The organism is Winogradskyella sp. SYSU M77433 (genome assembly GCF_029911945.1).
Classification (GTDB): domain Bacteria; phylum Bacteroidota; class Bacteroidia; order Flavobacteriales; family Flavobacteriaceae; genus Winogradskyella.
The window spans coordinates 415,441-439,866 of sequence record NZ_JARYTG010000004.1; the positions used below are offsets into that span (position 1 = coordinate 415,441).

At 34.9% G+C, this 24,426-nt stretch carries 14 protein-coding genes; 10 read left to right on the forward strand and 4 right to left on the reverse strand.

Translation table 11 applies throughout. The features are described from left to right. Positions 1–11 precede the first annotated feature (11 nt). Positions 12–2,624 (reverse strand): alanine--tRNA ligase, encoded by a 2,613-nt coding sequence (gene alaS / locus QGM60_RS10825; RefSeq protein WP_281140257.1) that lies wholly within the window; start codon positions 2,622–2,624, stop codon positions 12–14. Positions 2,625–2,756: 132 nt separating this feature from the next. Here alaS and QGM60_RS10830 point away from each other — a divergent pair, with 132 nt between their 5' ends. Genes QGM60_RS10830 through QGM60_RS10855 form a run of 6 tightly spaced genes read left to right on the forward strand, consistent with a single transcriptional unit; the run spans position 2,757 to position 6,522 of the window. Next, positions 2,757–3,728 (forward strand): M23 family metallopeptidase, encoded by a 972-nt coding sequence (locus QGM60_RS10830; protein WP_281140258.1) that lies wholly within the window; start codon positions 2,757–2,759, stop codon positions 3,726–3,728. Between the two features lies 1 nt (position 3,729). Further along, positions 3,730–4,059 carry a MerR family transcriptional regulator gene (locus QGM60_RS10835; protein ID WP_281140259.1) on the forward strand — a complete coding sequence of 110 codons (330 nt, stop codon included), beginning with the start codon at positions 3,730–3,732 and terminating at the stop codon, positions 4,057–4,059. Positions 4,060–4,072: 13 nt separating this feature from the next. Next, a complete protein-coding gene (locus QGM60_RS10840; protein ID WP_281140260.1) occupies positions 4,073–4,669 on the forward strand; it encodes a LemA family protein in 597 nt (198 codons plus the stop codon). Positions 4,670–4,680: 11 nt separating this feature from the next. After that, positions 4,681–5,118, forward strand: a complete 438-nt coding sequence (locus tag QGM60_RS10845) for a TPM domain-containing protein (protein ID WP_281140261.1) — start codon at positions 4,681–4,683, stop codon at positions 5,116–5,118. Further along, positions 5,118–5,957: a TPM domain-containing protein gene (locus QGM60_RS10850; protein ID WP_281140262.1), complete on the forward strand. Its 840-nt coding sequence runs from the start codon at positions 5,118–5,120 to the stop codon at positions 5,955–5,957. Before QGM60_RS10845 ends, QGM60_RS10850 begins: the two co-directional genes overlap by 1 nt. A 55-nt stretch (positions 5,958–6,012) precedes the next feature. Then, the gene (locus QGM60_RS10855) at positions 6,013–6,522 is read left to right on the forward strand and encodes a TPM domain-containing protein (protein ID WP_281140263.1); all 510 of its coding nucleotides are present in this window, start codon (positions 6,013–6,015) and stop codon (positions 6,520–6,522) included. Here QGM60_RS10855 and QGM60_RS10860 read toward each other — a convergent pair. The 3 genes from QGM60_RS10860 to der form a co-directional block, all read right to left on the reverse strand. Continuing rightward, the gene (locus tag QGM60_RS10860) at positions 6,519–9,299 is read right to left on the reverse strand and encodes an outer membrane beta-barrel protein (protein ID WP_281140264.1); all 2,781 of its coding nucleotides are present in this window, start codon (positions 9,297–9,299) and stop codon (positions 6,519–6,521) included. The genes QGM60_RS10855 and QGM60_RS10860 overlap by 4 nt on opposite strands. Positions 9,300–9,389: 90 nt before the next feature. Next, positions 9,390–11,828 (reverse strand): T9SS type B sorting domain-containing protein, encoded by a 2,439-nt coding sequence (locus tag QGM60_RS10865; RefSeq protein WP_281140265.1) that lies wholly within the window; start codon positions 11,826–11,828, stop codon positions 9,390–9,392. A 17-nt stretch (positions 11,829–11,845) separates the two neighbouring features. Next, a complete protein-coding gene (gene der / locus QGM60_RS10870) occupies positions 11,846–13,150 on the reverse strand; it encodes a ribosome biogenesis GTPase Der (protein WP_281140266.1) in 1,305 nt (434 codons plus the stop codon). 322 nt (positions 13,151–13,472) lie between these two features. Here der and QGM60_RS10875 point away from each other — a divergent pair, with 322 nt between their 5' ends. The 4 genes from QGM60_RS10875 to QGM60_RS10890 all read left to right on the forward strand — a co-directional run bounded on the left by QGM60_RS10875 (position 13,473) and on the right by QGM60_RS10890 (position 24,418). Continuing rightward, the gene (locus tag QGM60_RS10875) at positions 13,473–15,713 is read left to right on the forward strand and encodes a LysM peptidoglycan-binding domain-containing protein (protein ID WP_281140267.1); all 2,241 of its coding nucleotides are present in this window, start codon (positions 13,473–13,475) and stop codon (positions 15,711–15,713) included. A 177-nt stretch (positions 15,714–15,890) separates the two neighbouring features. Beyond that, positions 15,891–21,566, forward strand: a complete 5,676-nt coding sequence (locus QGM60_RS10880) for a gliding motility-associated C-terminal domain-containing protein (RefSeq protein ID WP_281140268.1) — start codon at positions 15,891–15,893, stop codon at positions 21,564–21,566. Positions 21,567–21,580: 14 nt separating this feature from the next. Then, positions 21,581–22,522, forward strand: a complete 942-nt coding sequence (locus tag QGM60_RS10885; RefSeq protein WP_281140269.1) for a type IX secretion system membrane protein PorP/SprF — start codon at positions 21,581–21,583, stop codon at positions 22,520–22,522. Between the two features lie 9 nt (positions 22,523–22,531). Further along, positions 22,532–24,418, forward strand: a complete 1,887-nt coding sequence (locus QGM60_RS10890; protein ID WP_281140270.1) for an OmpA family protein — start codon at positions 22,532–22,534, stop codon at positions 24,416–24,418. The last annotated feature ends 8 nt before the right edge of the window (positions 24,419–24,426 follow it).

A 24,426-nucleotide genomic window follows, 5' to 3' on the forward strand; every position in this document is an offset into this window, starting at 1 on the left:
ATAGTTAGATTTTAGTCTAAAAACGATCTTACCTTAACCAAAGCCTCATCAATCCCATCAGGATTTTTACCTCCAGCTGTTGCAAAGAATGGCTGACCACCTCCACCGCCTTGGATGTATTTTCCTAGTTCTCTAACAATTTGCCCTGCATTCAATCCTTTAGTGTCCACTAATTCTTTTGAAATGTAACAAGACAGAATAGCTTTACCATTATTTTCAGCTCCAAAAAGCAAGAATAAATTATCAAACTGACTACCTAATTCAAAACACACATCTTTAATTCCTCCTGCATCCAAATCCAACTTTTTAGTTAAAAACTGCACGCCATTAACTTCAGTGATTTCATTCTTAAGCTCGCCTTTGATGTTCTTAGCCTTGTCCTTAAGTAATTGCTCAATTTGTTTCTTTAAATCGGCATTTTCTTCTTGAAGGTTTTGCAATGCTTTAACTGGCTCTTGGGTATTGTTAAGCAAGTCTTTCATTTCAAAATAAGCTCTATTGTTTTCAAAATAAAAGTCCTTCACCGCATCATTGGTTATGGCTTCAATACGACGAATACCAGCAGCAACAGCACCTTCTGATACAATTTTGAAGTGCCAAATATCTCCAGTATTCTTCACGTGTGTCCCACCACAAAGTTCTATAGATTGCCCGAAACGAATAGTACGAACGGTATCTCCATATTTTTCACCAAATAGAGACATAGCACCATCTGCTATAGCCACATCTTTTGGCACATTTCGTTTTTCTTCTAATGGTAATTTCCCATCAATACGTGCATTAACAAAATTCTCAACATCGCGTAATTCTTCAACTGTTAATTTTGAAAAATGCGAAAAATCGAAACGTAAATATTTTGAATGCACTGCAGAGCCTTTTTGCTCTACATGAGTTCCTAAAACCTCACGAAGCGCCTGATGTAATAAGTGCGTTGCCGTGTGATTACATTCGGTTCTGTAACGTTGCTTAGCATCTACCACAGCTTTGAAGGTAGCCGTTAAATCTTCAGGTAAATTTTTTGCAAAGTGAATAATAACATTGTTTTCCTTCTTAGTATCTATGATGTAAACCGTGTCACCATGACTATCTTGCAAATAACCCTTATCACCTACTTGTCCTCCACCTTCAGCATAAAACGGAGTTAAATTAAAAACCAACTGATACATTTCACCATCTTTCTTAGAGGTTACTTTTCTGTATCTTGTAATTTTTACATTAGCTTCTAATGCATCATAACCTATAAATTCCTGTTCAGCATCATCGACTAAAATCGTCCAATCATCCGTAGACATTTCACTTGCCTTGCGCGAACGGTCTTTTTGCTTTTCAAGATGAGTTTTAAAGCCTTCTTCATCGAGCTTCATCTTATTTTCAGAAAGAATTAAAGCCGTTAAATCTATTGGAAAACCATAAGTGTCGTACAATTCAAAAGCCTTTTCACCTGAAACGGTATCACCTTTGGTTTCTTCTACAATACGATTTAGAAGTACTAAGCCTTGTTCTAAAGTTCTTAAGAATGACGCTTCTTCTTCTTTTATCACATTTTCTATAAGCTGTTTTTGAGCTTTCATTTCTGGGAAGGCTTCTCCCATTTTCTTACTCAAAATGTCAACTAACCTGTAAATAAAAGGTTCTTTTTTATCTAAAAATGTAAAGCCATAACGGATAGCTCTACGCAAAATTCTTCTAATAACATAACCAGCACCTGTATTGCTTGGCAACTGACCATCTGCAATAGAAAACGCTACGGCTCTAACGTGATCCGCAATAACTCTAATAGCAACATCTACTTTTTCGTCTTTACCATAATCTTTATCACTTATGGTTTCAATTTCTCTGATTATTGGTGTAAAAACATCAGTATCATAGTTAGACTGAACTCCTTGTAACACCATACAAAGACGCTCAAAGCCCATACCTGTATCAATATGTTTATTTGGTAAAATTTCTAAGGATTTGTCTGCCTTACGATTGTATTGCATGAATACTAAGTTCCAGATTTCTACCACTTGCGGATGATCCATATTTACAAGTGTTTTACCATCTACCTTAGCTTTTTCTTCAGCAGAACGAATATCAACATGTATTTCACTACAAGGCCCACATGGTCCTTGGTCTCCCATTTCCCAGAAATTATCCTTTTTATTTCCTTTTAAGATACGGTCTTCTGAGATATACTGTTTCCAGATATCGTAAGCTTCAGTATCCATATCTAGTTTATCTTCATCACTACCTTCAAAAACTGTAACATACAGAATATCTTTATCAATTCCGTAGACTTCGGTTAACAATTCCCAAGCCCAAGCAATAGCTTCTTTTTTAAAGTAATCGCCAAAACTCCAGTTTCCTAGCATTTCAAAAAGTGTGTGATGATAAGTGTCATATCCCACTTCTTCTAAATCGTTATGCTTACCCGAAACTCTTAAACATTTTTGAGAATCCGCTATTCTATTTTTCTTTGGTTCGGCATTACCCAAAAAGTATTCCTTAAAAGGTGCCATACCAGAATTTACAAACATTAGGGTAGGATCATTTTTCACTACCATTGGTGCTGAAGGCACAATAAGATGTTGCTTTTCCTTAAAGAAATTTAGAAACTTAGAACGAATTTCCTGAGACTTCATATATTGAAATTATAGCTTGTTTTTATTTAATTACTGCAAATGCAAAACAATTTTTTATCTTTGGACGTTACACTAATAAAAAATTGCTCTCGCAAAAGGCTTATTAGCTGCAAAAATAGTATAAATTAATACATGGCTAAGGTAAAATATTATTATGATTCCGAAACGCTTTCGTACCGTAAGATAAAGCGTAAGAAATCTACAACTTTTAAATATGTAGCTGCTTTTTTAACGGCTACTGCACTTTTTGCCTTTCTACTTGTTTTTATTGCTGGACAGTATGTTGAATCGCCAAAAGAGCGTCAGCTTACCAGAGAACTTCAAAACATGCAGATTCAATATGAATTATTGAACAAACGCATGGATGATGCCATTGCTGCTTTGGAAAATGTTGAAGAACGCGACAATGCTATTTACAGACTTTATTTTGAAGCCAATCCAATTCCAGACGAACAACGTCGTGCTGGCTTTGGTGGTATCAATCGTTATAAAAAATTTGAAGGCTTTGACAACTCGCAACTCATAGCCGAAAGCAATAAACGCTTAGATATTTTAGAAAAAGCAATTGTAGTACAATCCAAGTCTTTGGATGAAATTGCAAAACTTGCCGAAGACAAAGAAAAATTCTTAGCTGCAATACCAGCAATTCAACCGGTAAGCAATGAAGATTTAACTCGTATGGCATCGGGTTATGGTTATAGAACAGACCCATTTACTAAAGTTAGAAAATTTCATTATGGTATGGATTTTACCGCGCCACGTGGTACTCCTATTTATGCTTCTGGTGATGGCGTTGTAAAACGTGCAGACAATGGTTCTACAGGTTACGGTAATCACATTAGAATTGATCATGGTTACGGATATGTTTCGCTTTATGCACACTTGTATAAATATAATGTAAGAGTTAATCAACGTGTAAAACGAGGCGATTTAATAGGTTTTGTTGGAAGTACAGGACGATCGGAAGCACCTCATCTTCATTATGAAGTGTTCAAAGATGGTGATCGTATCAACCCAATAAACTTCTACTACGGCAACCTATCTGCTGAAGAGTATGATGAACTGTTGAAAAAAGCTTCTTTAGAAAACCAATCTCTAGATTAAGATGCATATAGATTTACCAGAAAAACGCTACTACGGAATTGGTGAAGTTGCCAAAGCTTTTAAGGTAAATGCTTCCTTAATACGCTTTTGGGAGAAAGAATTTGATGTCCTTAAGCCTAAAAAAAATGCTAAAGGCAATCGAAAATTCACCCCTGAAGATATCAAAAATCTAAAATTTATTTACCATCTTGTAAAAGAAAGAGGCTTTACATTGGAAGGTGCAAAGACACATCTTAAAGAAGAGCGTAAACAAGCCTTAGAAAAATATGATATCATCGAAAAACTGGAAGATATAAAAGCACAACTTATCAAAATAAAAACTCAACTTTAAAAAACTTATCATCATGAAAAAATGGTTAATTCCTTTAATTGTAATTGTAGTAATTGTTTTTGGAATATATAGATGGGCTGTAGGTTTTAACAACACAGCTGTTGAACTTGAAGCTAATGCTAAAACAGAATGGTCTAATGTTGAAAGTGCATATCAAAGAAGAAGTGATCTGTATAGTACAGTAATTAAAACTGTCCAAGGCGCTGCTGATTTTGAAAGAAAAACATTGAATGAAGTAATAGAAGCCCGATCAAAAGCAACCTCAATCAACATTAACGCAGATGATTTAACTCCTGAAAATTTAGAAAAATTCCAACAAGCTCAAAGCCAATTAAGTGGTTCATTCAGTAGATTAATTGCTTCCTTTGAGCGCTACCCAAACTTAAAAGCTTCAGATCAATTTAGAGAATTCCAAGCACAACAAGAAGGTACTGAAAACCGTATAAATATTGCACGTGAAAAATATAATAATACTGTAAATAAATACGATATCTATATCACCAAATTCCCTGGAAAGATACTTGCTGGCTGGTTTGGTTTTGAAAAAATGCCACGTTATAAAGCCGATCCAGGTAGTGAAAAAGTTCCAGACGTAAATTTCGATTTTTAAAAAAACTCACCATGTCTAATATTGAAGATTTTCTCACTAAAAAAGAAGAAGAGGAAATCGTAGAAGCTATAAGAATTGCTGAAAATAAAACTTCGGGTGAAATTCGTGTGCATATCGAAAGAACAACCGATAAAGATGTATACGAACGCACGTTAGATGTGTTTCATTTATTAAAAATGGATAACACCAAAGAACGTAATGGTGTACTGATCTACGTCGCTGTTGATGACAAAGCCTTTGTGATTTTTGGTGATGAAGGCATTAACAACATTGTTGGCTCTGAGTTCTGGAATTCTACACGAGATAAAATTGCTTCTCAATTCAAATTAGGTAAATTCAAACAAGGCTTAGTAGATGGTATTACTGAAGCAGGGCGTGTGCTTTCTACGCATTTCCCTTGGCATCATAATGACACTAACGAGTTAGACAATACAATTTCAAAAGGCTAATGAAGTATTTAAAATACATTTTATTTAAATCTATAATAGCCGTTTGTCTTTTATGTTCCTTGGTTGGGTTTGCTCAGTATAACATTCCTCCTGTACCAAAAGAGCAAACTAGTGTTTATGATGAAATAGGATTGCTAACACCAACTCAAAAAAATAATCTTGAACAAAAGTTAATTCGTTACTCTGATACAACCTCAACACAAATTGTAATTGCAACCATAAGTTCTACCAAAGGAGAATACATCAATTATTTAGGCGCGCAATGGGCCGAAGCATGGGGAATTGGACAAGCAGATAAAGACAATGGCATTTTTATTTTATTAGCTAGAGACGATCGTAAAATAGGAATCAACACTGGTAAAGGTGTTGAGCATTTGCTTACTGATGCTATGAGCAAGCGCATCATTAATAATGATATTATCCCATATTTTAAACGTAACGATTATTACGGCGGACTGAACAGAGCAACCGATGCCATATTTGAAGTTATGCAAGGCGAATATCAAGGTACCAGACAAGGTGGTTCCTCAAATGGTTTCCCTGTTGGTGTTGTTATAGTACTCTTATTCTTTTTTATCATATTTATAATCGCACTTACCAAAAAACGAGGTGGTGGAAAAGGTGGTAATGGTGGAAATCGTTCAGATGACAGCAGAAGCCTTCTTGAAGCCATTATACTTAGCAACATGGGACGCGGAAGTTATTCTAGAGGCTCATCTTCTGGTGGCTTTGGTGGCTGGGGAGGAAGTTCTGGAGGTGGAAGCTTTGGAGGAGGTGGCTTTGGTGGCGGCTTCGGCGGAGGAAGTTTCGGTGGTGGAGGCGCCTCTGGTGGTTGGTAATATTTAAAAAATTACTACTACTTTACTCTATTTAGAAAAAGCTTATAAATTAATTATGAATATTCGTATATACTTTTCAATTCTATTTACGATTGCTTTACTGACTGGATGTAAATATGAAACAAAAAAATCTAAAAATACATCAGACTATATTCCTAAAAACTATAATGAGGCTGTTGTATTCGACTCTTCAAATTTATTTTCACCTTTAGAAAGTGATTCTCTCATTCAAAAAATCATAACTTATGAGAAAGAAACAACTAATGAAATTGCTATTTTAACAGTAGATTCAATTCCAAAAAATATGGATATCAAATTCTTTGGAACTAATGTTGCTAAGAATTGGGGAATAGGCAAAAAAGAAAAAGACAACGGATTATTGATTACAATATCAAAATTTGATAGACAAGTAGCTATTTCAACAGGCTTAGGTACAGAAAAAACTATTTCTGATTATGAATGCAAGGTAATAATTGATAGTATCATGATTCCAAATTTTGTTCAAAAAAAGTATTACAAAGGAGTATCTAGAGCTATCGATTCAATTTCCATTCTTTGGGATTAATCAATAAAGAAAAAATCATCATCACCTGTCTTGCCTTTAGAACCTAGGCTATTGAACTTATAACTAAAGCCCAACATAAAATACTGTCTAAGCACTGTACTTTGGCTATCTTGAATATAATCTTGAGTTGCTACACGTCTGGCGTTAGTATTCTGATTTAGTAAATCATAAGCTTTTAAAGTTATAAGCGCTTTGTCTTTTAAGAAGCTATAAGACAGTGTAGAGTTCCAAAACCAAGCACTTTTCTGAAATCCATCCGCTACATTCGGGTTGTAGTTGAAGGCAATATCATTTCTCCACTCAAACTTTTCAGGTAAAAAAGTAGCTGTTCTCAAACCAGCATTATGACTGGTAAAATTACGATCATCAAAAGCTTCAATATCATATGCGTTGTTTGAGAGATTTAGTTCATAATATGGTCTTAACTCCATAACCTTATCCCATAAAAAATCTACCCCAAATCTTGGAGAAAAAGTTCCAACTTCACTGGCATATTGTACATCATTATTATAATTAATGTTTTTTGAGTAATTGTATCGTGCTCTAATATTAAACTTTAAAGTTCTTAAAGTGTCTAATTTCACATCTTTATTATAGGTTCCCGAAACTCCATAATTGTAATTGCCGTCTACATTTTCGTAAGTAGTAGTTCTAACTAAAGTTTCTGGATCTACAACAGTCCTTGAAACCACTTGATTGTTAGTAAAGCTTGCATTGATATTACCATAAAAACCTGTACGCTTTTGCCAATCAAACCCGTTATAACCAGCATAAAAACTATGTCGATTAGATGGTGCCAAATTAGGATTACCAATGACGATACTCAATGGATTAGACACATCTGTAAAAGCCTGTAATTGTCTTAATGCAGGTGGATTATTACCTAATCTGTAGCTACCATAGATTGATGACTTAGGACTAAACCTGTAGTTAGCTCTATAGTTCAGTTCTAAATTTTTAAAATCTCGTTCGACGTTAAATTGAGGTCGGAGTAAATCTTGATTCTCCAAAGTTCTTATGTTATAACCTAAATTGAACCTTGTGAAAAACTTTTCACCTCTATAAGTTAGTCCAAAAGTTGGAATACTTCTAGAATCGGTATATTCAAAATCTGTACTTAATTCCGTATTGAAATCCGTAAAGTCTTGTGTAGTATCATTAAAATCAAACGTACTTTGCCTGTTTTTATCTTTATCTCTTGAAAATTCGTACTCAAAATTCAAGAAAAATTTCTTGGCTATAATTGGCAATCTATAAGTGAATTCAGCAGAAACTCCATAACTATCATTTTCACCATCGGTAAACTGATCTCTGACAATAGTTTCAGCTTCGGTTCCAAATATTTCAGCAATAGAGTTTAAAAAATCATCACTTTCTCTTTTATTAATGCTGGTTTCAAATTCTGCTCTTATAAACCCACCTTTATTCCCAAAACGCTTTGTTGCAGATATATCTGTAGAAAATTGTCTTGCAAAACTCTCTACGTTAGAGTTTACATTTGATTGGTTAGTAAGCTCACGATCCTCGTCAAAAGTTTCGTCAAAACTACTATACAATGTCCTTGATTTAGAATAACTAAAAGACGGTTCTATATTTAATTGGAATGTAGAATCGGTTTCTATTTCAAACTCTAAATTAGCAGAATGACTATCTGTATCACTATCTGATCTAGAATTAGAATTGGTAAAATATCTTGAATCAGATAATATAGTTTCTCGCTGTGTTGAAGTTTCATTTTCAGAATTACTAGAAGAATTAAAATAATCAGCCGAAATATCTACAGTTTCACCAATAACATCAGCATAATTTAAACCATTACTTCTTGAAGTCGTTATACCTTGACCACCACCAAAAGAACGACCGTTGAATGTAAAAGAACCGTTACTTTCAAATCTAACACTATTAATGTTTCCGAACATTTTAGAAATCTCACCAAAACTAAAACCTGGTGAATTTATATTGTTACCACCTGCAAGAGCACTAATACGCCTATCATTATCAAAAAAGTTAATCATTCCAGCATATTCATACCGATCATCGGTACCAGCACCTGCAGAAACACGACCAAAAATTCCCTTGTTATTTTCTTCTTTAATAGTAAGGTTGATGGTTTTATTTTCTTGATCTCCTGCTTCACCTGAAAAAGCTTCAGATTTAGTCTTGGTATCAACCACCTGAATTTTCTCAATAATATCCTTGGTTAAATTTTTAGTAGTAATCGTTGGATCATCTCCAAAAAATGGCTTTCCGTTTACCAAAATTTGATTTACAGGCTTACCATTTACGGTGATATTTCCTTCTGGATCTACTTCTACTCCTGGCAATTGTTTGAGTAAATCCTCAACATTAGCATCTTTCTTTGTTTTGAAAGATTTTACATTAAACTCTAAGGTATCCTTTTTTATGGTAATTGGTGCAGTAGATCTGATAACAACTTCATCGAGTTGACTATCTAATTGCATTGAAATAGTATTGAGCTGAATGTTCTCCTTGTCAATATTTATTTTTTTGAAATAAGTTTTATAGCCTACATAAGACACGTAGAAATTGAGACTTTGATCGTAAGTTGAAGATTCTAATTCAAATTTTCCGTATTTATCTGAAATCGAATACGATATAACACTACTATCTTTAACACGTTCTAAATAAACTGTTGCAGATTCTATAGGTTGGTTTGAATCTTCAGCGATAAGTGTTCCTGTAATTTTGAATGTTTTTTCCTGTGAAAATGAATGTAAAGCAAATAATAGTGCAAAAACTGATAAGAGTTTTTTCATGAAGATTGATTGATGATTAGATTGATAGTTAATTGATTAACGCAATTAACTAAGAAATCGTATGAAATTTCTTAAAAGAATTATAAAACTTTATCTTTTTAGAGAAAAGTGCCCCTTAAAAGTCCTCCCATCTAGCAATTTGGCTATAAACCAATAATCAGATGAAGGCATTAATTCTCCATTAAAATATCCATCCCAAGCTGTGTTATTTCCATTGAGCACAGTGAGCAATGTTCCATAACGATCAAATATCTGGACAGAAGCAGTTACTGGAAACTCAGCAGAAAATCCTGAAATTTCCCAAGTGTCATTTTCATCATCACCATTAGGTGTAAAGAATTTTGGAAAACCCAAAACGGAAACCAATTCTGAGACTATGCCGCAATCACTTTTAATATCTTTTACAAATACAGTATGTATACCAGAATTTACATTTTCAAAAACGTTTGATGTTTGATAAACACCAAATTCGTCATCTAAACTATAGGTATAATCACCTTCGCCAGATACCAATACAGTAATAGTATTATTTTCCGAAATATCAGTAACCTCTATCATTTCAAATGTAGCTGTACTAGAAGGCAAAACGGTAATAGTTCTTTCATTAGAGCAGCCAAAAGGTTTTGTTACCACTACAGAATACGTTCCCGGCTCATTAACTTCTATGTTAATAGTTGTTTCTCCCGTTGACCATTCATAATAGAAATTGTTTGGTACATCATCTACAATACCTCCGTAAAGTGAAATAGTTTCTGGAAAAGTATTAGTACAATAGTAAACTGTTTCATCGTCCATAAGACTTGGCAATTCCTCAACAGTTAGATTGACTTCTAAAATACTATAGCAACTACCATCCTGTTCTAATCTTGCAAATATAGTTTGATGATAAGGTGTTGTATTTGTGTAAGTACTTCCTAAGGGATTTTGCTGAAGCAATGCTTGATTATAAGTTTCATAATACCCCAGAACTTCTATGCCACCAGTTTCATTTTCTAAAATTTGCTCATCTACAGAAGACAAATCAAAATTTATGATTCCTGTCTCTTCTAAACTATCACAAAAAGATAAGTTAACACTATTTCCAGAGTTTGTATTAACGACTAAAGTTACTTCTGCTGTAGCAGAACAATTAGTTTCAGTGTTGGTTACTAAAGCATATATTGTTTGATAATTATTCTCATTAACATAATTTTCATCATCAATTGGTATAAACATTTCTTCATCTTTAAAATAGTCAACAACAATATTGTTTAAACTACCTGAAACAATAACATCATTATATTCATTAAGATTAAAGAATGAAATACCATCCATCACTTCATCTTCGCATTGATTTATAGTAATGTTAGAAACTTCTGGTAATGGATTAACAGTAACCATAATTGGATATCTAGTTGAGTTATTTGCACAACCTGGTACTACAGGCAAAACCCAAAATGTTGTTGTTTCTGTTAAAGTAACATCGTAAGTCAATCCTGTATTAATAACATCTATTGAAGTTGACGTTTCAAACCATTGCGCATCACCAGTTGAAGAACTTACTACCAATGTCTCTTCTACAGAACCACAAGCAGTAATTTCTTGAGAAGATATCCTAGGCATCACCATTGTACTGTATGCTGAAAGATTTATAACTGGTTCATTAGGCAGACCACCAAACTCAACAATATAACCTTGAGGGTGGTAATCACTACTAGGATTAAGATCTCCAGTTACAGCCAAATCATTCCAAGAACCTAAAATTCCCACATTTGGTGCTGTAATATGAGCATAATCCTCATCTCCTGCATTATTAGGCTCACCTGTATTCCAAGAAGAATATTCACCATCTACAGGAGCTCCTGTTGAAGTGCCTTGCCAAAATGTAGTTCCGGCTTCTGGGCCAGTTACCCATTTCCAAGTTCCTTCTGTTTCTGCATCACTAGCACCAATCCATCCCGTACCAGAAGTTTGTTCTCCTGCTAATTGGGATTCTTCTTCTGTTGTAATCGTAGCCAAATAACCTTGTAAACCAAAATAGTCTTGGGCTGCCGCAGCATCTCTAGCTTCGGTCCATGTAATACCTACATCTGCTACATAAAAATAATAATGTCCTGTACTTGGAAGATAATTTGCATTACCTAGATTAATTGAAAACTGTCGGTCTTGAGCATAATCTGTATCAGTAGTTTCAAATACTACATTTTCAATAGCAGCTTCAAATTCAGCAAAAGTTGCAGGACCAATTAATGTGAGTAGTCCTGCAGAAACGTTCCAAGTTGATGACACATTTGGATTACTTCCTGTTAAAGAAAGAAGATCTTGTCCTGAAGCGTACCCTTCAGATATTTGAATAAATATTTCATCTAAAGTTGTATCCGTTGGATCTGGATCAGAAATTGAAACCGATGTAACTATAGGTACTTGAATACCTGGACAATATATTTGATTTCCATCAACCTGTATTTCTGGTGGTGAATCTTGTGAAAAAAGATCGCAAAAACTCAGCAGGAAAGCGAATACTAAAAAAGTGCTCTTCAATATTTTCATAGCAAGTTTTAAATATACTACTTTTTACGCATGTACACACTTACAGGTACTCCATTGAAGTCGAAATGCTCCCTAAGTTGGTTTTCTAAAAAGCGCTTGTAAGGATCCTTGATATACTGAGGTAAATTACAGAAAAAAGCAAATTGAGGTTGTGGCGTAGGCAATTGCATTATGTACTTTATCTTTACATACTTCCCTTTGTATGCTGGTGGTGGTTGATTTTCTATTATTGGTAATAGAGTCTCGTTTAACACACTTGTTTTAATTCGTTTTGAACGATTTTGATAAACCTCAACAGCTGTTTCAATAGCCTTATAAATTCTTTGTTTATTTAAAACAGAAATGAAAATAATAGGAACATCTTTAAAAGGTGCTGTTTGTTCTCTGATATGCTTTTCAAAATTCTTTGTAGTATTGGTATCCTTATCAACCAAATCCCACTTGTTTACAAGTATTACAATACCTTTTCTATTACGCTCTGCTAACCAAAATATATTTTGAACCTGACCATCAAAGCCTCGTGTAGCATCTAGCACAAGTAAACACACATCACAATGCTCAATAGCTCTTACACTTCGCATCACAGAGTAAAACTCTAAATCTTCTTTAACTTTAGATTTTCTTCGGATTCCAGCCGTATCAACTAAATTAAATTCAAAGCCAAAACGATTATATTTTGTATCTATTGAATCTCTTGTTGTACCCGCTATATCGGTTACGATGTAACGATCTTCACCTATTAAAGCGTTTATAAACGACGACTTACCTGCATTAGGTCTTCCTACTACAGCAAAACGTGGTAAATCTTCTTCAGCAACCTCTTCTTTTTCTGGCAAAGCTTCAACAACAGCATCTAATAAATCACCTGTACCACTACCATTAATACTTGCTATAGTAAAATATTCACCTAAACCAAGTGCATAGAATTCTACGGCATCTTCAGCTCTTTTATTATTATCAACTTTATTTACCACTAAAAAAACAGGCTTTTCTACCTTACGCAGTAAATTAGCTACATCTTCATCCATTCCCGTAATACCAGATTCTACATCTACCATAAAAATTATAGCATCTGCCTCATGAATTGCCAACTCTACTTGCTTATCTATTTCAGCTTCAAAAACGTCATCACTCCCTATAACATATCCACCAGTATCTATTAATGAAAACTCTTTTCCATTCCAATCTGTTTTGCCGTAATGACGATCTCTAGTAACACCACTTACCGCATCTACAATGGCCTCACGTCGTTTTATTAAACGATTAAAAAAAGTAGATTTTCCAACATTAGGACGTCCTACAATAGCGACTATATTACTCATTCTGATAATTTAAGGCTACAAAGATAGTACATTGACCTTATCTAGCTTTATTCATAATTCGTTTTTAGAAACTTTCCCCTTATTTTTTTGAAATTACACCAAAAACAAATTGTTAATATCCTGTTGATAATAACTAAAGATTATAACACCTTACACCATATTTTTAGTAATTTTATTCCTTGTAAAAAGTCACTGACTTTGCAACACTTATTCCCTAATTATGCTTCCACAAGAATGTTGCCCCTCCTCTTGTTTGGTTGCATTGTTAGTACATATAATTGAAATTAAAAAAACTGATATCAGGAGCTATAAACAAAAAAGAATGGGGAATTTTTTTACGCTTATTATATTATTAATTTTAAGCTCAAATCTTATAACTGCTCAAGATAATGTTATTGAGCATCCCATTGAAAAAGGAGAAAGTGTTTATTCTATCTCCAAGAAATATGGTGTTACCATGGAAGCCATATTTGAATTAAATCCTGGATCCGAAGATGTCATTTATGCCGGAAGCACTTTACGTGTTCCTAATTCGAGCAATTCCAACACTTCTTCATCTTCTTCAGCAGTTATAACTGACACCAAAATTCAGAATTATAAAGTAAAGCGAGGCGAAACAAAATCTGGTTTATCTAGAAGATTTGGTGTAAGCATTGCGCAGCTCGAACAGCAAAATCCTCACATCATTAGCATGCTTCAAGCCGGACACATTATTAATATTGACAAAACACTTCAAGTTAAGCAAACGGTTAATGAAGGTGAACATTTGGTGATTAAAGGCGAAACGCTTTGGGGAATTTCCAAAAGGTATGGAGTGAGTTTAGATCAGTTAATTAATGCTAATGCAGATAACTTGTCTGAATATTTACAAATAGGTCAAATTTTAAGAATTCCTGATAAAAATGAGATAGCAACTCCAGAAGGAGAATATCTTGTAAAGCGAGGAGATACTAAGTTCTCATTAGCTAAACGCTTTAATATGAGCATAGCTGAGCTAGAAGAAAAAAACCCACACATTGTAAAAATGTTAATGGCTGGTCATGTCTTAGATATTAGTAAGTCTGATGATTCTTTAGTTACGGTTGACACAGAACAGGAAGAGGAACAGGAGGTAGAGGTTGCAGAGGAAAACAATACTCTTGAAGAAACTACACCTATAGAAAATGAAGAAACAACTCCAGTTGAAGAGACAGTAACAGAAACAGACACCACCTCTACAACCGAAACTAAAGCCTATAAAAATTATGTTATAGAACCACAGGAAACGCTTTATGGTCTATCTAAAAAAGCTGGAATGTCTATTGAGGAATTCACAGAGCTAAATCCTAAATTATTAGATGGAGTTATTGCTGGAGACATTATAAAAATGCCAATAAACCCAACTGAAGAAACCGTAGATAGCAATCCTGAAATTGTTGAAACGACAGACAATAATACTGACACAGAGACAGAGACAAACACAACTACTGAAACTGAGCTTAAAAAAAGAAATGAAGCGCTTTATACCAATTTAGATACTTCAGGCACAAGCGGATTATATTTTTACACTCCATTTTCTGGCAAAGAATTAAGTTCTCCTGAGCTTAGAGAAAAAATGCTCAATAAAAATGCTGATAACTATAAATATTTAGATTTTTTCCAAGGTGCTCAAATAGCAATTGATTCCGCATTGTCACTTAGCATAAATTTTGATATTACGGTAATAAAAGAAAGTAATATAAATTCTCAACTTGAAATTGAAAGCTCATATCCAAAAAACGCATTACTCGTTCCTTTTTTAAAACAAGGAGCCACGCTCCCTAAAATTACTTCAAATGAAAGTATAGCTATAATTGATATTGAATCTAACCTTCCATCTACCGACAATAAGATATATAAATCCATACCTTCAGAGAATTTTCAAAAAACAGAAACACTAAACTACATTGCTAATAAAAATGCGAATGTTATAGTGGTTAGCGAATTAGATGAACCTACAAATAAAACACTGATATTAAATAAAATTCCAGAAGCAAAATTTCTAAAAGTAGATAATGCTGGCTTTTTCAAAGAGCAAGATTTACAAGAAGCGCTAGACAAGAATAAATTGAACTTTGTAATTCTAGATAGTAAAAAAACCATTCTATTCTTAAACTCTACAACTTCTTTAATGAGCAAACTATCAGAGTACAACATCCAACTTGCCCTTATAGACTCTTCTTTAATTCCTGAAGAAAACGAAGTTTCTGACATGAGATATAGAGTTTTAAAACTAGTTTTTCCTACAGCAATAGATCAAAAAAACACAAAATTAACGTCTGACTTTGAAACTAAATATGAAGTCCTTTTCGAGATTAAACCTTCTAGATACGCTATTTTAGGTTACAATATTACCTTAGATGTTCTACTCAGACTTTCTCAGAATCAAGATTTCGAAAACACAATAAACGAGATCAAATCAGAGCATTCACATGTGAAATTTGACTACAAGAAAACTAGTGACACCTTATACTCTAACAGCAGTCTATTTTTAATGCAATACGACTCTAATAATGGTATGATTGAACTTGAAAAAGACAAGTAAAAGTTCAAGAGAAAAACCTTACAAAACAGAACAATAAATATTTTGCTATGTAAACGCTAAATGTATATATTTGTTTGCCCTCTAATCAAGCTTTTAGCAAGATAGAATAACATTGAACTTGCTGTTCTTAATCCATGGCATCGATTTCAAGAGAAAGTATTTGATTTTAAATTTTTAATGAAAGCCAAACCGCAAAGTTTTAAAAGTTATTTTAAGCTAGTATTTATACTAACCTTATATCTAACCTACGGACTATCAACCTCAACGGCACAATGCCCAACAGTGGTTAATAGTTTGCAATCATTCTGTGATGTAGAATCTATTTTGGTTGGAGACTTAGAAGCTATTGATAATGGTGGTGGGATTGTTTGGTACGAGACTGCAACATCTACAACTCCTTTATTAAACTCTCAAAGCTTAGTTAGTGGTGAAGATTATTATGCCGATGATAACACTGGTAGTTGTGGTGCTAGACAACGGGTTGATGTAGTTATATATGGTCCTCCAACAGGGCAAAACTTCCAAGGAGTATGTCTTGACGATCCGACTTTAGCAACTGTTGCCGACTTAGTTGCTGTAGGTAATGATGTACAATGGTACTTAACTCCTTCTGGCGGATTACCTCTACCAGACACAACTGTACTTACTGACAATACTTTATATTATGCAGATCAACTAAATCCTGATACTGGTTGTAGAACATCTAGACTTACGGTTTTAGTAAACGTAGGTTTTACACCTATACCAACTGGTGACCCTATTCAATATTTCTGTTCATCTTCAGGCAATATACCAACCGTTGGAGACTTAGTCGCTAGCGGAACTAACAATTGGTATATTTCACTGTTTTCTGCTTTACCGTTACCAACTACTACTCCTTTAGTAAATGGCCAGACTTATTACGCCACTACTTTAGATCCTCCTTGTGAAAGTATCGGTAGATTAGGAGTTTTAGTACTTTTAGAAACTGGACCAGATCCTGGAATTGACGGGATACTAGACTTATGCGATGCTGACACTAACACTCCTGTAGATTTATTCACTTTACTTGGTGGTTCACCTGATTCTGGCGGAACTTGGTCTCCTGCCCTTGCAAGTGGAACTGGTGTTTTTGATCCCAACGTAGATCCAGATGGAGTTTATACATATACCGTATTATCTAATAATACTTGTCCTAACGAATCTTCAACAATTACCATAACTACTTACGAACAACCTACCGCTGGAACTGACAGTTCTGTAGAATTGTGTAGTACTGATACCTCAATTGATTTATTTGAAAATTTAGGTGGTAACCCTGAAGTAGGTGGAACTTGGTCTCCTGCTCTAGCAAGTGGAACTGGTATTTTTGATCCTAGTGTTGACGCGCCTGGATTATACACATACACTGTAAGCGCTACTCCACCATGTACAGATGCTACAGCTACAGTAAATGTTACAGTAACTCCTTTTAATGATGCAGGTGAAGATGGAAGTATCATAATCTGTGACAGCGATGGAACAATTGACTTATTTAACAGTCTCAACGGCACACCTGATATTGGCGGAACTTGGTCTCCTACTTTAGCAAGTGGCACAGGAATTTTTGACCCACTAGTTGACTCAGCTGGAACTTACACCTATTCTTTTACAGGAAGTGGTTCTTGTCCAGATTCATCAGCAACAGTTACAGTTACAGTAAATAATTTACCTGATACTGGTATTGATAACATCTTAGAATTGTGTAGCAATGACAATTCTTCTGTCGATTTGTTTTCTTCTTTAGGAGGGGCACCAGATACAGGTGGAACTTGGTCGCCTGCATTAGCAAGTGGAACTGGTGTTTTTGATCCAACAATTGATTCTCCTGGAATTTACACCTATTCAATAGCTGGAACAAGTCCTTGTCCTGATGCTTCATCAACAGTTGAAGTTTTAATTATTCAAGAACCAAATGCTGGTCTAGATGGTACATTGAACATCTGTGATGATAATGGTCTTGTAGATTTGTTCAATAGTCTTGGTGGCACTCCAGACTCTGGCGGAACTTGGTCGCCTGCTCTAGCAAGTGGAACTGGTATTTTTGATCCTAATATCGATCCTGATGGTGTTTACACTTATACCATCACAGGAACTTCACCTTGTCCTGATGCAACAGCAACAGTTACCATAAACGTAACACCTTTTATGGAGGCTGGTGAAAATGGAGCTATAACTTTATGTACAACAGATGCGCCTGTAGATTTATTCAATAGTCTTGGTGGTACTCCTGACTCTGGAGGAACTTGGTCGCCTGCTCTAACAAGTGGAACTGGTGTTTTTAATCCTAATGTTGATTCTGCTGGAACTTACACATACACAACTTCACCTGGTGGAACCTGTGATGATGATTCTGCAATTGTTATCGTCACAATTGAAACTCCTCCAAATGCTGGAAATAATAGCACCGTGAATTTGTGTAGCCTTGATAATACAATAGACTTATTCAACAACCTTGGTGGTACGCCTGATGTAGGCGGAACATGGTCTCCTGCTCTAGCAAGTGGAACTGGTGTTTTTGATCCTAATATTGATCCAGAAGGTACTTATACCTACACCTTAACCTCTGCTGTATGCGGTGATGTTTCTGCCTCAGTTACAGTAACTGTAAATGATGCTAATAATGCAGGAAGTAATGGAGTAGCCGAACTATGTGAAAACGATCCTCCAATAGATTTATTTAACAGCTTGAACGATACTCCTGATACTGAAGGAACTTGGTCTCCAGCTTTAGCTAGTGGAACTGGAATTTTTGATCCTAGTATAGATAGTGCTGGTACATACACTTACACAGTTTCTAATAGTGCTTCTCTTTGTCCTGATGATTCTGCAACAGTGATTGTTTCTGTATTATTAGAACCAAATGCCGGAAATGATGGTACTTTAAATCTTTGTAACAGCTCTAATATTGTAGATTTATTCAATAGCTTAGCTGGCACTCCTGATTCTGGAGGAACTTGGTCTCCTGTATTAGCAAGTGGAACTGGTATTTTTGATCCTAATGTTGATCCTGAAGGCATCTATACTTATACAGTCACCAATTCTTGTGGTACAAGTTCGGCAAATGTTACGGTTTCTTTAACTGATGAAAATGATGCAGGTGAAAATGCAACATTAGATATTTGCGAAAATGATCCTACAATAGACCTATTTAGCGTTTTAGGAGGTACTCCTCAGGTTGGTGGTTCTTGGTCGCCGACGCTAAACAGTGGCACAGGCCTTTTTGATCCTAGTATAGATAGTGATGGTGTTTACACCTATACAGTATCAAATATTGCAACGCTTTGTCCTGATGATTCAGCAACTATAACTGTAACTATCTTAACTGAGCCTAATGCAGGAGGTGACGGAACACTGAACCTTTGTGGAGCTACAGATCCGGTAGATCTTTTTAATAGTCTCACAGGAACTCCTGAAACTGATGGTACTTGGTCACCAGCTTTAATTAGCGGAACAGGAGTTTTTGATCCTAATAATGATTCAGAAGGAATATATACCTACACAGTTACAAATTCTTGTGGATCAAGTTCAGCAAGTGTAACAGTGTCTAATACAAACGTAAATGATGCTGGTGAGAATGGTACTGTTGAATTATGTGCTAATGATTTACCTGTAAACTTATTCGATAGTTTAGGAGGAACACCTCAAGTCGGAGGAACCTGGTCTCCCGCTTTAGCTAGTGGAACTGGAGTTTTTGACCCAAACCTTGATACTGCAGGTACATATACTTATACCATTTCAAGCAGCACTTCATTATGTCCAGATGATTCTGCTACTGTAACTGTAAACATTATATCTTTACCTGATGCAGGAGGCGATGCTACACTCAACTTATGTAACGCTACAAACACCGTTGACTTATTTAATAGTTTAACTGGCTCACCTCAATCTGGAGGAACTTGGTCACCTGCTTTAGCAAGTGGTACTGGTGTTTTCGATCCAAATACTGATCCTGAAGGTACATACACTTATGCTGTAAGCAATAGTTGTGGTACTAGCTCAGCTACGGTAACTGTTTCGCTTTCTAATTTGAATGATGCTGGAGATGATGCTTCTATAAACTTATGTGAAGATGATACTTCTGTAGATTTATTCACCGTTCTTGGAGGCACACCACAAGTTGGAGGAACTTGGTCGCCAACTTTGAGTAGTGGCACAGGTATTTTTGACCCTTCTATAGATACTGCTGGAACTTATACTTACACAGTTTCTAGTGGTTCATCATCGCTTTGTCCTGATGATTCTGCAACCGTAACAGTTACTATTGGGCAAACAGCTGATGCAGGTAATGATAGTGCTATATTTTTCTGTACAGGAGATGTTTCTACCATAGACTTATTTGACATACTTTTAGGAACGCCTCACACAGGAGGTACATGGTCACCTACTTTGGCGAGTGGTACGGGAGTTTTTGATCCTACAATAGATTTAGCTGGCATTTATACGTATACTGTAACTTCATCTTGTGGAGACAGTTCTGCAACTGTTACTGTTGGATTTTCTGATCCTAATGATGCTGGTAATAACAGTACTTTAGAATTATGTAGCAACGACATGCCTGTAGATTTATTTAACAGTTTAGGTGGCACACCACAAACAGGAGGCACTTGGTCACCAACCCTTACAAGTGGTACAGGTATTTTTGATCCTAGTCTTGATACTTCAGGTGTTTATACTTATACAGTTTTTAATCCAAGCTCAACCTGCCCTCCTGCTTCAGCACAAATAGCCGTAACGGTATTACCTGCTCCAAATGCTGGTGTAGATGCCATTGTTGATATATGTATAGATGACACAAATCCTGTTGATTTATTTGATAGCTTAGGTCCTTTGGCCGAAACTGGAGGAACTTGGTCTCCTGCTCTAGCAAGTGGCACAGGTGTTTTCGATCCTACCATTGATACACCTGGTAATTATACGTATAATGTAACATCTTCTCAATGTAATTTAACAGCAAGTGCTACGGTAACAGTAAACATTAATGATATACCAGACGCTTCAGGACTTAGGATGAGTTCACTGGATAGAATCTGTTTAGGTGAATCTCTAGAAGTTAATATTGTTGGAGCTACCCAATTAGCTGATGGAGATTATACTATAGTTTATGAAATCACAGATAGTAACTCAGCTATAAACTCGGTAACCATAACTATTACAAATGGAGAAGGTTCATTTATTGTCCCTTCAAATTTAATACCTAATGCAGGTCCTAATGATCTTGCGATACTTCAATTGTTCATTGCTGGGCAAAATTGTAGCGCAGACACTCAGAATATAGAAAGTCTTAAATTTCTAATTATTGATCCACCAACACCTCAAATCATAAGTGGAGGATATGAATTTTGTCTAGATGAAAATCCTACTATAGCAAACTTATCTACTAATATTATAGATGATGAAATTATAGTATGGTATAATGCACCTGTAAATGGAAACATTTATGACTCTTCAACATTGTTAGTTGATGGTGAAACATATTATGCGTCTATACTAACAATTGAAGGTTGTGAAAGCCAAACAAGATTAGCGGTTACTGTGAGTTTGATTTCTTGTATTGGAGACCTACTTATTCCTGATGGTTTTTCGCCTAATAATGACAATGTTAATGATGTGTTTGACATCTTATACATAGAGGATCTTTACCCTAACTTTAAACTGACCATTTTTAATAGATATGGTAATTTAATTTATGAAGGCAATATAAATACACCTAAATGGGACGGAACCTCAAAAAATAACAGCAAACCATTACCTGCAGGAGTTTATTTTTATATTTTAGAATTTAATGATGGTGAAAAGGAAGCTGTACAAGGAAGAGTTTATCTTAATAGATAATGACACAAATTTAAATGATTAAAAGAGTAGCGAAATACTATGTTTTTGGATTACTTCTAGCAATAGGAACAATTTCCTATGCTCAGCAAGACCCACATTATACACAATATATGTATAATATGAGTGTCATAAATCCTGCATACGCTATTGATGATGAAGATAATATTAATTTGGGACTCCTCTACCGTTCTCAATGGGTTGGTGCTGTAGGAGGACCAAATACAGCAAGCTTATTTGCACACTCAACTATTACCGACCGCTTAGAAGGTGGTATATCCATAATTCATGATGAAGTTGGTGATGGTGTGGTAAAACAAACAAATGCTTTTGTTGACATTGCCTATGTATTACCTGTAAGTGAAACTTCAAAACTTTCGTTTGGAATTAAAGCTGGCGCAACTTTCTTTAATACAAATTTTGATGGTTTTGTATATTCAGACCCTTCATTTGATCCTGCGTTTGCAGAAAATATCAGCAGAACGTTTCCTAATGTAGGTGCCGGTTTATTTTATTTTACAGACAACTACTATGTGGGTTTTTCAGCTCCAAATTTATTAGAGTCTAAGCATATGGATCAGAATAGCGGAGTCGTTACTCAAGGTGCTGAAAAAATCCATCTCTTTTTTACAGGTGGCTATGTTTTTAATTTGGGTGAAAATTATAAACTAAAACCTGCCTTTATGGCTAAGCAAGTTAGTGGAGCTCCCATATCTTTCGATTTAACAACAAATGTTCTTATAAAAAATAAAGTTGAATTTGGTGCCGCTTATCGTTTTACCGATTCTTTCAGTGGGCTAGTGAATCTTACAGTTTCTCCTTCAATTAAAATTGGTTATGCATATGATCATACTATTTCTAATTTAGGAAGATTCAATAATGGTTCACACGAAATAATGTTACTATTTAACATCAATAGATTAGGAAAAGGATATGATAAATCCCCAAGATTTTTCTAGTAAAATTATATGAGAAATTTTAGACTACATATCTTATTAATAGTTTTAGCAAGCGGTTTTTTTAGCTTCTCCCAATCACTCCGTAAAGCAGACAATCTATATAATAATAGAGCTTATGTTAAGGCTGCTGAAATTTACTCACAACTCCCAAAATCAGCCGAAGTTTATGAAAAATTAGGAGATTGTTATTATTACAACTCTCAATTTGATAAAGCTTACAAAGCCTATCAAAAAGTCTACAATGACTACAGTCTTGATAAAAAAATTTCAAAAACATTCTATTTTAAATTCTTTGATGTTTTAAGAGGTACAAAAAAGTATGACCTAGCAGATGAAATCTCTACAAAGTATTTAAAAGATTCATTGGATACTAAAGCACAATTAGAAAAATTAAGAAAGGTTGTTCCTTTTGACTACCAACTTTACAATATCACCAGCGATATAAGTGGTTCTAATTTTGGTGCAACCATATATGGTGATAAAATTATTTTTGCGTCTACACACAATGCGGATAACCCAGATTACAAATGGAATAAAAAGCCATATCTAGATATTTACGAATCTCAATTCTCTGAAAAAGATTCAACCAAACTCGATAGTATTAAAGCCTTACCATCATCAATAAACACAAAAAAACAGCACGAAAGTAATGCGGTTTTCACCAAGGATGGTAAAACGGTTTACTTCTCTAGAAATCTAGATAAACGTGTAGAAATTGATTCTAATAAAGTAGCTGTAGTAAGCATATTCAAATCAGAATTAATCAACAATGAATGGGCTGAGGCAAAACCAGTATCTTTTGCCAGTGAATTTTACTCCACCATGCATCCAGCATTAAACAGTGACGAGAGTAAACTTTACTTTTCTAGTGATATGCCTAGTTCTATTGGTTCGTTTGATATATACTATGTAGATATTACCGAAGACGGTTCTTTTGGAGAGCCTGTTAATCTTGGAGCGTCTGTTAATACTGACCGTAGAGAACAATTTCCTTTTATAGTTAAAGACAGTACACTATATTTTGCTTCAAATGGGAGGTTTGGTTTTGGAGGTTTAGACTTATATGCTAGTTCAAAAAAAGACGGTGAATTTTTAGATGCACTCAATTTAGGTGAAACCATTAATAGCTCGTATGACGATTTTGCTTTTGTTGTTACAGACTCCATAAACAAAGGATTTATGTCCTCTAATAGAGATGGTAATGACAACATCTACTCTTTTAACCGCATACCAACAAATAGAACATATTATATTGAGGGTCTTGTAACAGACAAAGTTACCGGCAACTTACTACCAAATACTACAGTGACACTATTTGATGAAGATGGCAATGTGGTTGCTGAAATGGTCGTTGGAGACGATGCTAAATACAAGCTAGAAACAAGACCTAACAGAAGTTATTCTATTGAAGGCTTTCAACCTAAATATATTCCTGAAATTCAATTTTTCAATACTAACGACAGTGGTAATATAGAGTTTAATATAGAGCTTGAAATTGAATCTTATAAAGATGCAGAAGAAATTGTCACGGATGATGACAAAGGAAATACCTTCATTCAACTTGAAAATATATATTTCGATTTTGCTAAATGGGATATAAAACCACAAGCTGCCAAAACACTAGATGTACTTGTTGCTTTGTTGAAAAAATACCCACGTATGGAAATTCAACTTGGTGCCCATACTGATTCTAGAGCAGGATATGAGTTCAACATGGACTTATCTGAAAAGAGAGCTAGAGCAACTTTAGAGTATCTTGTAGAAAATGGTATTAATAGAGCTCGACTAACCTCTAAAGGTTATGGTGAAAGCCAACCACTTGTACCTTGTGGTGATAACTGTACTGAGATTGAATTCTCTATAAACAGACGTTGTGAGTTTCTTATCTTAAAATAAAAACTTCT

What these genes read in the sequence shown, in the direction of transcription:
- QGM60_RS10880 (WP_281140268.1), top strand. Translation starts at nt 15,891, where the DNA reads ATGAAAGCCAAACCGCAAAGTTTTAAAAGTTATTTTAAGCTAGTATTT.
- der (WP_281140266.1), bottom strand. Translation starts at nt 13,150, where the DNA reads ATGAGTAATATAGTCGCTATTGTAGGACGTCCTAATGTTGGAAAATCT.
- QGM60_RS10890 (WP_281140270.1), top strand. Translation starts at nt 22,532, where the DNA reads ATGAGAAATTTTAGACTACATATCTTATTAATAGTTTTAGCAAGCGGT.
- QGM60_RS10840 (WP_281140260.1), top strand. Translation starts at nt 4,073, where the DNA reads ATGAAAAAATGGTTAATTCCTTTAATTGTAATTGTAGTAATTGTTTTT.
- QGM60_RS10845 (WP_281140261.1), top strand. Translation starts at nt 4,681, where the DNA reads ATGTCTAATATTGAAGATTTTCTCACTAAAAAAGAAGAAGAGGAAATC.
- QGM60_RS10850 (WP_281140262.1), top strand. Translation starts at nt 5,118, where the DNA reads ATGAAGTATTTAAAATACATTTTATTTAAATCTATAATAGCCGTTTGT.
- QGM60_RS10860 (WP_281140264.1), bottom strand. Translation starts at nt 9,299, where the DNA reads ATGAAAAAACTCTTATCAGTTTTTGCACTATTATTTGCTTTACATTCA.
- QGM60_RS10835 (WP_281140259.1), top strand. Translation starts at nt 3,730, where the DNA reads ATGCATATAGATTTACCAGAAAAACGCTACTACGGAATTGGTGAAGTT.
- QGM60_RS10865 (WP_281140265.1), bottom strand. Translation starts at nt 11,828, where the DNA reads ATGAAAATATTGAAGAGCACTTTTTTAGTATTCGCTTTCCTGCTGAGT.
- QGM60_RS10830 (WP_281140258.1), top strand. Translation starts at nt 2,757, where the DNA reads ATGGCTAAGGTAAAATATTATTATGATTCCGAAACGCTTTCGTACCGT.
- QGM60_RS10885 (WP_281140269.1), top strand. Translation starts at nt 21,581, where the DNA reads ATGATTAAAAGAGTAGCGAAATACTATGTTTTTGGATTACTTCTAGCA.
- QGM60_RS10875 (WP_281140267.1), top strand. Translation starts at nt 13,473, where the DNA reads ATGGGGAATTTTTTTACGCTTATTATATTATTAATTTTAAGCTCAAAT.
- alaS (WP_281140257.1), bottom strand. Translation starts at nt 2,624, where the DNA reads ATGAAGTCTCAGGAAATTCGTTCTAAGTTTCTAAATTTCTTTAAGGAA.
- QGM60_RS10855 (WP_281140263.1), top strand. Translation starts at nt 6,013, where the DNA reads ATGAATATTCGTATATACTTTTCAATTCTATTTACGATTGCTTTACTG.